Source organism: Pantoea stewartii subsp. stewartii (genome assembly GCF_008801695.1).
In the GTDB taxonomy this organism is placed as follows: Bacteria; Pseudomonadota; Gammaproteobacteria; order Enterobacterales; family Enterobacteriaceae; genus Pantoea; species Pantoea stewartii.
In genome coordinates, this window is the sequence record NZ_VZPF01000002.1 from 89,067 (window position 1) to 99,558 (window position 10,492).

Here is a 10,492-nt window from a genome sequence, read left to right on the forward strand (position 1 = left end):
CTGGGCGCTGGCTCACCCACTAAAAGGAAAGTCACCATGTTTGGTTTCGGTAAAAAAGCACGCAAAGCAGTAAGCGATATCAAGAAGTTCGAAAAGCGCGATCTGGCTCAGGCCGTGGTTAATGCGGCCTATCTGGTGGCCTATGCAGACGGCGAGTGTGAGCCCTCTGAGAAGGCGAAAATTGAACAGGTTCTGCGTAATCAGCCATCGCTGGCCGCATTCACCTCCGAGATCAACGCAATCAGTTCGACTATCGTCGGTCAGCTGGATACCAACTTCAAAATTGGTCGCCGCGCTGCACTGCGAGAGATTGAAGACGTTAAGCATGACCCCCGCGAAGCGGAAGACGTGCTCGATGTTGCTGTTGCGATTGCTGAAGCAGATGGCGAAGTTGAGCCGGAAGAGCGCAAGGTGCTGGAAGAGATCGCCAACGTTCTCGGCCTGCGTCTGGAAAATCATCTGTAATGTCTAAGTTTCGCTGGGCTGCTGCCGGAATCTTGCTTTTTATGGTGGTGGCTATCGACTTTACAAGCAAGCTGATGTCGGTCCTGGCAGATGGTGTGCTGGTGGCGGGTGTTGTGGTGATCGTCTGGCCACTGGTTATGAAACCAAACCCAAAATAGTAATCACAAGGCACATTTGCGAGTGTGCCTGATGATTATTAATTCGCTCTGGGCAGACGTGCCGGGCAGTTAATCGCAGTAGCGTCAGAGCACCTTATACCCATGGCCCAGCGGCGGGGATCGGCTCCCGCATCTAATTACAAAGACCAGCCATAGAGCTGGTTTTTTCGTTTTCGTCCCTGCCATTCAGCGCAAATTACTCACGTTATCCATATGGCAGTGGGCGATCTTTATGCAAAAAAATCCGCACTTAGGCGGACCCTCACATTGGCTACCCAAAGGCATAGCGGTTCTTTTATCTCGACAGTAAAAGACTAACCGGACGTGTCCAGTACAGAAAGTAGACAATTCCTAATTGGACAGTCCCCGCTTCGGGGGTGGATATGATACGCATGAACCAACACGCAGACACTGCAATCAGCGGGGGCACCTGGATGGCAACTCTTTCAAGCCTCGCCGGAGTCGTGACACTCGACCGGGTGTACATGATTACCGCCGTGGCAGGTTTAGTGATAGCCATCTTTGGGTATCTGGATAAGCGGCGCACTGAAAAGCTGAAGCGTCAGGAAATTGAAGAGAGCATGCGCAGTGAGCGCGAGCGCCTGGAGTTAGACCGCGTCCGTGCTCAGGCGGTGCTTGATTATCTGCAAGGCTCGAAAGACTCACCGGCTGTTCAGAAATCGCCAGAAGTTATTCAGGGCATAAACAAGGTGCTTGATGCTGCTAAGGAGTAGCTATGGCTATATCCCCGCAACTACGCAATCGCCTCAGCGCTGCAATGCTAGCCCTGATTGCTGGTGGTGCCTCCGCTCCTGTACTGATGGATCAGTTTCAGCAGGAAAAAGAGGGTTCAAGCCTCATCGCTTACGCCGACAACGGCGGCGTCTGGACGATTTGCGGCGGTGTGACACGCGTAAATGGCAAACCCGTAGTGAAGGGCATGCGCCTGACCGCTGACCAATGCCGCGCCATCGACAGAGCTGAGCAGGCCAAAGCGTTAGCCTGGGTAGATAAAAACGTTCATGTACCGCTGACCGAGCCACAGAAGGTTGGCATAGCGTCATTCTGTCCGTGGAACATCGGCCCCGGAAAATGTCTCCCATCGACGTTCTACCGCAAGTTAAACAGCGGCGATCGCAAAGGTGCATGCGCTGAAATTAAACGCTGGATATTCGACGGCGGGAAAGATTGCCGCATTCGCTCTAATGGCTGTTACGGGCAGGTTATTCGCCGTGACCAGGAATCAGAGCTTACCTGTTGGGGGTTGGATCAATGACATGGCTCATAGCGAACTGGCGCACTGTGCTGGCTTTCCTGCTGGTGGTGTTGATAGCAGCGTTATTGCTGACCGCTGCCCATTACCGTGATTCAACCCTCAGAGTGGAGCAACAGCGCGATGCGGCAATCCAGCAGACAAAATCAGCCGAGGCTGTCACCAACAATGTTATCTCTGCCGTTAGACTGTTTAACGACATTGCAGCCTCAACGCAGAGCCAGAAACAGCAGGCGAACGCCGACAGCGAAAACCGCATTGTTGTTATCCGTAAGGCGGTGGAGACAGACAAATGCGCTGCTCTGCCTGTTCCTGATACCGCTGCTCGCGAGCTGCGCACGCACAGAAACCAGATTCGTTCAGGTTCCACCAGTCCCGATCCCGGTGGAATTAACCGCTGATTGTCCGGTACCGGAAATTCCCGATCCACTTACGTGGGGCAGCAGCCTTGAATTAAACGAACGGCTGTTAACCGTGCTGGGAAACTGCAACAAGGACAAGGCCAGCATCCGCAAAATCGAATTATCCCGACAAGGTAAAACTCAATGAGCACTTTTCTTGCTTATGTTATTTCATGGGGCGTGGCTGTCATTTTGGCTGCAGGGTTATATTTACCCTCAGAAGGTTTGTTAAATTTAACGGTCACTGTCTCATGGATTTTCTCGACGCTTGGCATGCTGGTGGCTTTCATAGGCATCATTACAGCTGTTGCCTATGGTGACATTCAGAGTGATGAAAACAGAAGTAGCCTGCAAAAATTCTTAAAGAGCCTCAGCAAACCCAGGCGATTTTTTTCACGGCTAATGGGATGGGTTCTGTTTCTGATAATGACAGGGTTACTCGGTTACGCTGGTTACACGTTCACAGCAATAGCCTATGTTCTCGCAAGTTTTATCTGTCGGGTTGCAGGTTCTATGGCTCAGGACACGGTAAAAAAATACGCTTTCTAACCTCCCTCTGATGAACGTCAGGAATAAAACACATGTTTACCACTACCGCACTCATTACGTGGGCGCTGATTGCGCTCGTCACTGGTTTCGCTGCTGGCTGGCTGGTGGGCCTGTTCCGTTGGAAGAACAGCCCGCAGAAGGCAGAGGCCGAATCAACAGCCATTCGTGACGGCTGGCACGATGTAGAGCAACGCTTTCAGGCTCAGATTGACGAACTGAAAAGCAAACTGGATGAGCGAGCCATGTCTCAACCACAGGGGGCGCAAAGTGAAGCGCCAAAAAAGAATTAAGCTACGCCTGGTTAAGTGACTGGGCTTTACTAAAAAAAGAGGGAGTAACGATGTCCGAACCACTGTATGACGGTACCACCGCGACCACTGCACAGCCGGTCACAACAGCAACCGATAAAACTGATGCCGTACTGGCAAAGGTGAAAGAATTGCTGAAAGTTGCAGGCCATGACGTCGATACTGTATTCGACGATGTGGCTTCACTGGCTAAAAAGCTGGCGTAAGCAATACAGGGCGTTCTTTCGAGAGCGCCCGATATTGCTGACTTAACCTGACCGGAGTTCACTATGTCTCGCCTTAAAGTTGAAATCCTTCCACCGGCCAATGCAGACGTTAACGCTGTGCTGGGCGAGATTGAGCGGAAATACGCATTCAAGCCTGCTACGCCGGAAACCATTGCAGATATGGAACGCGAAGCCGCCAGGCTGATTCGACGCCTCATTACCACTAAAGTGACTTTCGTCAGGAGTTAGTATGGCAAAGCCGGACTGGGGAGACCTTCAGCATCGGTTCCTGTCCGAGCACGCCAAAAGCGGTATATCACCGAAAGACTGGTGTGAAGCGCAGGGACTGAATTATTCATCTGCGCGGCGTTATATCAAAAAGCCTGCTGCGCAAAGTTCTGCGCAAAACCAGACTGCGCAATCGGAACTGCGCAAAACTGCGCAAAAGCCCACGACATCAAATGCGGCTGATAGTCGGGCTGCGCAGAGCATGCCACCGGACGAACAAGAAAAGCATGGCTTGCTTAAACCTCAGCACGAACAGTTTGCGCAAAACATTGCGCAGGGGATGACACAGAAAGATGCAGCAATCTGCGCAGGGTTTGCACCGAGCAACGCAGAAGCCCAGGCATCAAAACTGTTTAAGCGGCCGGATGTTCGCCAGCGTATTCGCCAGTTGAGGCAGGAGGCTGCAATGCTGGTAGCCTTTAACGCTAAAGACCTTGCCGAACTTTCCTACAAAGCGGCACAGGATGCGTTGGAGGATAAAAAATTCGGTCAGGTTGCGCCCAACATCAAGAATGCGGCGCAACTCACCGGCATTGACATGAGTACCAGCAAAACGGAAGTAAATGTCGATCTCGCGGGCCTGAGTTACGGTAAGGTCTGCATTGTCACTCCGGCGAACTGCCCGGAGGACGTGTGGGCCGACCACATGGAAAAGCTGCGCGAGGGAAAGGCGACAGCCCAACAATAATCAACGGCGTGCTGTACTCATTCAGCAGCGACTGGGTACCTGGCATACTGTACGATCAGGCGGTCGGGGCTGTTCGCTGGCGCTGGATGTACGGTGGTCGTGGCGGCGGTAAATCCGTTGAGATAGCCCGCGCCCTGGTATTGTTGGGCACGCTGGAAACCATGATTATCCTGTGCGCACGTGAGTTTCAGAACTCAATCGACGCCTCGGTACTGGCGCTGCTCGAGTCTGAAATCATCAATCTCGGGCTGAGCCACTTTTATAAGGTCAAAAATAACGAGATTGAAGGCCGGAATGGCACCCGTTTCACCTTCAAGGGGCTTCGCAACAATATCAACAGCATCAAGTCGATGCACGGTATACGCATCTGCTGGGTGGAAGAAGCCCAGACCGTTTCGCAGGATTCATGGGATATTCTGACGCCTACCGTTCGCGCGAATAAGTCAGAAGTGTGGGTGTCCTTCAACCCCCGCGAGGAGCAGGATCCGACTTACCGCATGATGAAGCGGCATGAAGAAGATCCCCCGGACGGCGGCGCAATGATTCGCCGCGTCAACTACGATGAGAACGCCTTCTTTCCTGACGTGCTCAGGCAGGAAATGGAATACTGCAAGCGCATCGATTATGAGGCTTACGAGCACATCTGGCTCGGGATGCCCAGGACGATCAGCGAGGCAGTTATCTTTTCCGGCAAGTACCGCATCGAAGCATTTCCCGATGACCTCTGGAAACAGGCTGACCGACTGTTCTTCGGCGCTGACTTTGGCTTCGCCAACGACCCCAGCACGCTTATCCGCTGCTTTATCATCGGCACCCGGCTTTATATTGAATATGAGGCTTACGGTATCGGCGTTGAACTGGATGACCTCTGGAAGATGTACGCAGGAAAGGAAGGTGCGACCGCCGAACAGCTTGCCCGGTGGAAAGTTGCCGACGATAAGCTGTATCCCGGCGTTCCCGATGCCAGACGCTGGCCCATTCACGGCGATAACAGCCGGCCTGAAACCATCAGCTATCTGGCGCGTCAGGGATTCAGCATCAGCGCCGCCAGCAAATGGCCCGGCAGCGTTGAGGATGGCATTACCTATCTGAAAGGATTTGAAGAAATCATTATCCATGAGCGCTGCAAGCACATGGCCGATGAAGCGCGGCTCTATTCGTACAAGGTTGACCGCATGACAGGCGAAGTGCTTCCCGTAGTGGCTGACAAGCACAACCACTGCTGGGATGCGGTGCGCTACTCACTTGATGGTTACATAACCAGCGGCGACAGCCTGGGTACGTGGATGCGGCTGGGCAGGCAGTAAACAGCGTAAAACAGCCTTTTCATCACGTTTCAGGTCTATGCATTTCCGGGCCTGTTTTATGCAATGTTTATGCAGTCCGGTTACAGCAATCAGCATCAGATAACGTTTTAAAACAACCCGTCCGCACCGGTTAGCCGGCGAGTGCTCACGGCTAAGGGCGGATAACATCTATTATGTTAAATAGCCGATATTTCACGACATTTTACTGAGGCAGGATATGGCAAGAGGACGCAGTAAAACCCAGCCTGCCGCCGTGCAGACCGCTGACAGTTACGATAACTTCATGGCCCGCGTGGGGATGCAGCAGCCCAATCAGCATGCTGCGTCCACTTACCGCGCCAACTTCACCAGTCGCAACCGCATGCAGATTGAATGGGCCTACCGCTCATCGTCTATCATCGGCTCGGCGGTGGACGCTATCGCCGATGACATGACCCGTAAGGGGTTGCGTATCACGTCTGAAATTGAGCCTAAAGCCCGCGGCGTTCTGGAATCGCTGTTTGACGATCTGGAAATCTGGGACAGGCTCAACGACATCATCAAGTGGTCGCGTCTGTATGGCGGCGCGGTGGGCTTCATCATGATCGAGGGGCAGGCACCATTCACGCCATTGCGGCTTGAAACCATCGGGAAGGGTAAGTTCAAAGGAATACTGCCACTTGACCGCTGGATGATTAACCCGAACCTTCAGTTGCGAATCAAAGACATGGGGCCGCACCTGGGTAAGCCGGAATTTTATGATGTGGTTGCCACAGCATCCGGTATCCCGGCATGGAAAATTCATCACAGCCGCCTGATCCGTTTCGACGGCGTGACACTGCCTTACCAGCAGGCCCAGACTGAGAACGAATGGGGCATGTCCATTGTAGAGCGCATCTGGGACAGGCTGACGGCGTTTGACAGCGCCTCTATGGGGGCTGCTCAGCTTGTCTATAAGGCGCACCTGCGCACCATGAAAATCAAGAAACTCCGTGAGCTTATCGCGATGGGCGGCCCCGCTCTGGACGCTCTGATGAAAAACATGGACATGATACGCCTGTTTCAGAGCAATGAAGGGCTCACGCTGATGGACGGCGAAGACGAGTTTGATACCCATCAGTACTCGTTTGCGGGCCTCGATGACATTATCAGCAAGTTCGCCGAACAGATAAGCGGCGCTGTCGGTATTCCGCTGGTGCGCCTGTTTGGTCAGTCGCCTAAAGGTTTCTCAACCGGTGACGCTGACCTTGCCAACTATTACGACACCATCAGCACCCAGCAGGAGCGCCGGTTGCGACAGCCGCTGCGTAAGCTGTTCGACGTCATGTACCGTTCAGAGCTGGGCAGTGCGCTCCCTGACGATTTCACATTTGAGTTTAACCCGCTCTGGCAGATGTCGGACGTTGACCGTTCTACGGTTGCCACCAACACCGTTAACGCCATCGTGGCTGCCGTGGATGCGGGGCTGATGACGGTTAAGGCGGGCATGACGGACCTGCGTGAAAACGCAGACGTCACGGGCGTGGGTGCATCCATCACCGACGAGGATATCGAGAATGCGGAAGACGAAGCGCCGCCAGCGTACAGCGAACGGACTGACGACCCGGAGCCTGCCGAAGCAGGCGGAGACCCGGTACCGGACCAGCCTACGCAGGATAGCCGATTTAGATTATCTGTGAATATCGGTAAGTCAGGTAAATTTCGATAAATGGCTGATTTAACGGTAACACATGAAGTTTTTAGATATTGGTTAAGACTGTCTATGCGCGATTAAATCCGTTTATTTATGGACTACGCGAAGGACTATGCTGAGGTTAATCCACATGCCGAAAAAAACACGTCCACTAACTAACGTAGAAGTTAAATCAGCAAAAAGTGGAACGGCTGATTATGCGCTCTATGATGGCGACGGCCTGCTGATCTGCATTAAAAGTACCGGCTCTAAAATATGGCGCGTTCGCTATAGCCATCCCAGAACCGGAAAGCGCCAGACGCTTACGGTCGGCAATTTTCCCTATGTGAGCCTGATTGAGGCCAGAAAGGCCAGAGAGTCAGCACGCGAACTGCTCAGAAACGGAATAGATCCACAGGAAGAAAAAAGAAGGATTTTGCGTGAGCGTCAGGATTATAACGGTAACACTTTACGTCTGGTGGCCGAGCAGTGGTTCAGGCTTAAAAAAGATATGAACCGTAGTGATTCACTTTTGAAGCAAATCGAGAGAAGCATTAATTTTCTCAACATAAGCCTGGGCGATATACCTGTAGGAGACATCACGCCGCGCATGGCGCTGTCAGCCCTATCGGCGCAGATTGATAAAGGGCTGATTTCATCTGCCAGAGTCAATGCACAGCGTCTTAATGAAATAATGAATTACGCCATGAACACAGGTTTAATTTCAGCTAACCAACTCAGCAAAATTGGCAATGCAATTCCTGAAGCCAAAAAAAACAACCTTGCCACAATCAGGCCGGAAGAATTTCCATCATTATTATCAGCTATAGAATCGCTTGATTCTGATGAATTTTATAAAATGATTGTTCATTGGCAATTCCTAACCATGACAAGGCCAATCGAGGGGGTTAGGGCAGAGTGGTCAGAAATTGACTTTGTGGAAAACACTTGGACTATTCCGGCGCACAAAATGAAAAAGAAGAGAGTTCATGTAGTGCCGCTTTCTACGCAGGCATTGGATATACTTTCGAAATTGAGACCGGTGACGGGTAATAAAAAATACGTATTCAATTCCTTTATAAAATCATCGCAGCCTGTTTTTAAAGGCATGGTTAATGAGTTGATAGTAAGAACCGAGTTCAAGGGAAAACTTACCTCGCATGGACTTCGCTCTGTAGCCAGCGTTGCTCTTAACGAGGAGGGTTTCAATCCAGACGTGATAGAAGCCGCTTTAGCTCACGTAGGCTCAGATGCGGTGAGGAACGCTTATAACCGCACTACTTATCTGGAGCAAAGAAGAAAAATGATGCAGTGGCTTGGTGATTTCTTCGATAAAGCGCAGCGCGGTGAGAGAGTAGACAATGACGGCACAAGAGGGCTTAAGCTGGTAGTGTGAAATTAAAAACTCAAATCAGGCTGGCAGTTATTCTGCTGGCCTTTTTTTATATTTAAAACGAGATAAACAATATTAACCGGGCGTGATGTGGTAAAATTACTTTCCTGTTTTATCAGTGTTATTAAGCACAAGCGTTACGTTCTCCTGACTAAAGCAAACTTTTAATTGAGGTTTAAAGATGTCTTATCTGGAACGTGAAATTATTACTGCAAAAGAAATTATGCAAAAACTCCGCTTTAATGCGCGAAGCTCTTTTGATGAATTCTGCTCAGATGAAAGCGTTAATTTCCCAAAGGCCATTCGGATTGGAATTCGCCGCAAGGGCTGGTTCGTGGATGAAGTCGAAAGCTGGCTTAAAAACCGCGATAAGGAGCGTAACGAAAAAGGAAGCGAGTGATGGAAAAGAAAAACCGCCCCGAAATGCAGGCGGCTAATCAGTACCGTGAGAAGCCTGATTTTAAGCCAGCCAGTGTGAAAACTCCAGTTATTGCCGCCAACTTCAATCCCGGCGTCTGTTGGGGCTATCCGACAATTAGCCGCCTGACCTACGAAAATTTCGTAGGTGAAGAATCAACCTACACGAAAAGTGCAGGTCAGCCCTTTGGATCGATCCCTTGCTGGCTGGCAGAGGCTAAAAACTTTTCCTTGCCTTATTCTGAAAATGCCTGCTATCTTCTTCCTGTCTCGGCAAAATCCGTGACCGGGCGTGAGAACCCGTGTATGTTACTGGCGACACCAGACGCCATTTTTAATCGCGTCTTTTTTTGTGTCGACGCCACAGCGCATCCATTCACAGCGGCCATGATCCGCACCGTGTCAATGGTGGCGCTGGTGGGGCAGCCTTCGGGCTGGCCGGTTTCCAGTAACGCCGGTATTCTCACCCCCGCCAGCGTCACCGCCCCTTATGAGCGTGAGAACTCAGGCGGTGACAGTTTTAGACTGTTACTGGAGTTCATCGCCATGATGACGATCCCTGTCCAAAATCACCCTAATTTCCGTTTTCGCTTCCTGGCTCTCTGTGCCACCGGCAGCGCCATTGTTCACATCGTCGCCCCGTCAGAGCGTGCAGCGCGTGAAATGTCGCCTGCTGGCTTCGTGATGGTCTTTGCCGGACGCCTGCCTGTTCAGGAGGTGCGCCATGCTTAATCTCCAGACCCTGACCGCCAGAGCGCGTGAACTGCGAGGCAACGTTGTAAGCGCCATCAGCACACGCGGATCACGCACCATGACGCCTGTCTATGACCGCGACGAACAGCGCAAACTGCGCGAACGCATCCAACAGACGCAGCCGGAATGGTTGCTGCTCTGGTGGGATATTTCCGTCTGCACTGGCTGGCGTACCAGCGATGTGTGCGCCCTGCGCTATTCCTGCATTAACTGGGAAACCGGACAGGCCACCATCGTGGTTGCCAAACAGACAAAAGCCGCAGAAGCCCGCGCCACCCGAAAAGGCATCGAGATTGTGCGCCAGCAGCGCAAAGACGCCGCACGTCTGGCCGCAGACCATATCGCCTACATGAAGTGGGACAGCGTGAGCTGCGACGAACTGGCCGCTGACATGACCGCAGAGGAACAGGCCATCGTGTTTGAACTGGTTTCCCGCGCTGACGTGAAGCACGACACCAAACAGCTACCGCCCGGCATCATTAAGCGCCTGCGTAACCGGCTGGAGAGCAATTTCGTTGATGATGACCTGGTGTTTTCACGGAGCCAGATTGAAAGTAACCGTTGTCATTCTCTGGAAGGTAGCGTGACGCGCCAGACCATCTGGAAGAAGCTGCACAGCGTTATGCAGTGGTTCA

The 10,492-nt window shown here is 52.0% G+C and carries 17 protein-coding genes; all 17 read left to right on the plus strand.

Annotation, left to right across the window (positions count from 1 at the left end):
• Positions 1 to 36: 36 nt before the first annotated feature.
• On the plus strand, positions 37 to 465 hold the full coding sequence (locus tag F7Q90_RS01005) for a tellurite resistance TerB family protein (protein WP_006118708.1): 429 nt from the start codon (positions 37 to 39) through the stop codon (positions 463 to 465).
• On the plus strand, positions 465 to 623 hold the full coding sequence (locus F7Q90_RS01010; protein WP_044241776.1) for a DUF3927 family protein: 159 nt from the start codon (positions 465 to 467) through the stop codon (positions 621 to 623). Before F7Q90_RS01005 ends, F7Q90_RS01010 begins: the two co-directional genes overlap by 1 nt.
• Before the next feature lie 434 nt (positions 624 to 1,057).
• Positions 1,058 to 1,357: a hypothetical protein gene (locus F7Q90_RS01015; RefSeq protein WP_141119364.1), complete on the plus strand. Its 300-nt coding sequence runs from the start codon at positions 1,058 to 1,060 to the stop codon at positions 1,355 to 1,357.
• 2 nt (positions 1,358 to 1,359) lie between these two features.
• Entirely contained in the window at positions 1,360 to 1,899 is a 540-nt protein-coding gene (locus tag F7Q90_RS01020; protein WP_044241780.1) for a lysozyme, read from the plus strand.
• Positions 1,896 to 2,297: a hypothetical protein gene (locus F7Q90_RS26540; protein ID WP_156879132.1), complete on the plus strand. Its 402-nt coding sequence runs from the start codon at positions 1,896 to 1,898 to the stop codon at positions 2,295 to 2,297. Before F7Q90_RS01020 ends, F7Q90_RS26540 begins: the two co-directional genes overlap by 4 nt.
• Entirely contained in the window at positions 2,275 to 2,445 is a 171-nt protein-coding gene (gene lysC / locus F7Q90_RS28090; RefSeq protein ID WP_418304269.1) for an Rz1-like lysis system protein LysC, read from the plus strand. The genes F7Q90_RS26540 and lysC overlap by 23 nt, the downstream gene beginning before the upstream one ends.
• The gene (locus tag F7Q90_RS01030) at positions 2,442 to 2,846 is read left to right on the plus strand and encodes a hypothetical protein (protein WP_044241783.1); all 405 of its coding nucleotides are present in this window, start codon (positions 2,442 to 2,444) and stop codon (positions 2,844 to 2,846) included. The genes lysC and F7Q90_RS01030 overlap by 4 nt, the downstream gene beginning before the upstream one ends.
• Positions 2,847 to 2,878: 32 nt before the next feature.
• Positions 2,879 to 3,136, plus strand: coding sequence for a hypothetical protein (locus F7Q90_RS01035; protein ID WP_006118713.1), 258 nt, complete (start codon positions 2,879 to 2,881; stop codon positions 3,134 to 3,136).
• A 50-nt stretch (positions 3,137 to 3,186) separates the two neighbouring features.
• Complete coding sequence (locus F7Q90_RS26545; protein ID WP_006118714.1) at positions 3,187 to 3,360, plus strand: hypothetical protein; 174 nt, start codon at positions 3,187 to 3,189, stop codon at positions 3,358 to 3,360.
• 63 nt (positions 3,361 to 3,423) lie between these two features.
• Positions 3,424 to 3,609, plus strand: coding sequence for a hypothetical protein (locus F7Q90_RS01040; RefSeq protein WP_006118715.1), 186 nt, complete (start codon positions 3,424 to 3,426; stop codon positions 3,607 to 3,609).
• A 1-nt stretch (position 3,610) separates the two neighbouring features.
• Entirely contained in the window at positions 3,611 to 4,336 is a 726-nt protein-coding gene (locus tag F7Q90_RS01045; protein WP_006118716.1) for a terminase small subunit, read from the plus strand.
• An 86-nt stretch (positions 4,337 to 4,422) separates the two neighbouring features.
• A complete protein-coding gene (locus F7Q90_RS01050; RefSeq protein WP_006118717.1) occupies positions 4,423 to 5,643 on the plus strand; it encodes a PBSX family phage terminase large subunit in 1,221 nt (406 codons plus the stop codon).
• A 217-nt stretch (positions 5,644 to 5,860) separates the two neighbouring features.
• Complete coding sequence (locus F7Q90_RS01055) at positions 5,861 to 7,330, plus strand: DUF1073 domain-containing protein (protein ID WP_006118718.1); 1,470 nt, start codon at positions 5,861 to 5,863, stop codon at positions 7,328 to 7,330.
• A gap of 115 nt (positions 7,331 to 7,445) precedes the next feature.
• On the plus strand, positions 7,446 to 8,690 hold the full coding sequence (locus tag F7Q90_RS01060; RefSeq protein WP_006118719.1) for an integrase arm-type DNA-binding domain-containing protein: 1,245 nt from the start codon (positions 7,446 to 7,448) through the stop codon (positions 8,688 to 8,690).
• 178 nt (positions 8,691 to 8,868) lie between these two features.
• Positions 8,869 to 9,087 carry a helix-turn-helix transcriptional regulator gene (locus F7Q90_RS01065; RefSeq protein WP_006118720.1) on the plus strand — a complete coding sequence of 73 codons (219 nt, stop codon included), beginning with the start codon at positions 8,869 to 8,871 and terminating at the stop codon, positions 9,085 to 9,087.
• Complete coding sequence (locus F7Q90_RS01070; RefSeq protein WP_006118721.1) at positions 9,087 to 9,836, plus strand: host cell division inhibitor Icd-like protein; 750 nt, start codon at positions 9,087 to 9,089, stop codon at positions 9,834 to 9,836. Before F7Q90_RS01065 ends, F7Q90_RS01070 begins: the two co-directional genes overlap by 1 nt.
• Positions 9,829 to 10,492 (plus strand): integrase (locus F7Q90_RS01075; protein WP_151160723.1); only part of this gene is annotated, 664 nt, incomplete at its 3' end. The genes F7Q90_RS01070 and F7Q90_RS01075, both read left to right, overlap by 8 nt.

Bases quoted from the DNA above. Each gene is read 5' to 3' on its own strand.
- F7Q90_RS01060 (WP_006118719.1), top strand. From the start codon at position 7,446: ATGCCGAAAAAAACACGTCCACTAACTAACGTAGAAGTTAAATCAGCA.
- F7Q90_RS01030 (WP_044241783.1), top strand. From the start codon at position 2,442: ATGAGCACTTTTCTTGCTTATGTTATTTCATGGGGCGTGGCTGTCATT.
- F7Q90_RS01005 (WP_006118708.1), top strand. From the start codon at position 37: ATGTTTGGTTTCGGTAAAAAAGCACGCAAAGCAGTAAGCGATATCAAG.
- F7Q90_RS01010 (WP_044241776.1), top strand. From the start codon at position 465: ATGTCTAAGTTTCGCTGGGCTGCTGCCGGAATCTTGCTTTTTATGGTG.
- F7Q90_RS01070 (WP_006118721.1), top strand. From the start codon at position 9,087: ATGGAAAAGAAAAACCGCCCCGAAATGCAGGCGGCTAATCAGTACCGT.
- F7Q90_RS01045 (WP_006118716.1), top strand. From the start codon at position 3,611: ATGGCAAAGCCGGACTGGGGAGACCTTCAGCATCGGTTCCTGTCCGAG.
- F7Q90_RS01020 (WP_044241780.1), top strand. From the start codon at position 1,360: ATGGCTATATCCCCGCAACTACGCAATCGCCTCAGCGCTGCAATGCTA.
- F7Q90_RS01065 (WP_006118720.1), top strand. From the start codon at position 8,869: ATGTCTTATCTGGAACGTGAAATTATTACTGCAAAAGAAATTATGCAA.
- F7Q90_RS26540 (WP_156879132.1), top strand. From the start codon at position 1,896: ATGACATGGCTCATAGCGAACTGGCGCACTGTGCTGGCTTTCCTGCTG.
- F7Q90_RS01055 (WP_006118718.1), top strand. From the start codon at position 5,861: ATGGCAAGAGGACGCAGTAAAACCCAGCCTGCCGCCGTGCAGACCGCT.
- F7Q90_RS01040 (WP_006118715.1), top strand. From the start codon at position 3,424: ATGTCTCGCCTTAAAGTTGAAATCCTTCCACCGGCCAATGCAGACGTT.
- F7Q90_RS01015 (WP_141119364.1), top strand. From the start codon at position 1,058: ATGGCAACTCTTTCAAGCCTCGCCGGAGTCGTGACACTCGACCGGGTG.
- F7Q90_RS26545 (WP_006118714.1), top strand. From the start codon at position 3,187: ATGTCCGAACCACTGTATGACGGTACCACCGCGACCACTGCACAGCCG.
- F7Q90_RS01035 (WP_006118713.1), top strand. From the start codon at position 2,879: ATGTTTACCACTACCGCACTCATTACGTGGGCGCTGATTGCGCTCGTC.
- F7Q90_RS01050 (WP_006118717.1), top strand. From the start codon at position 4,423: ATGTACGGTGGTCGTGGCGGCGGTAAATCCGTTGAGATAGCCCGCGCC.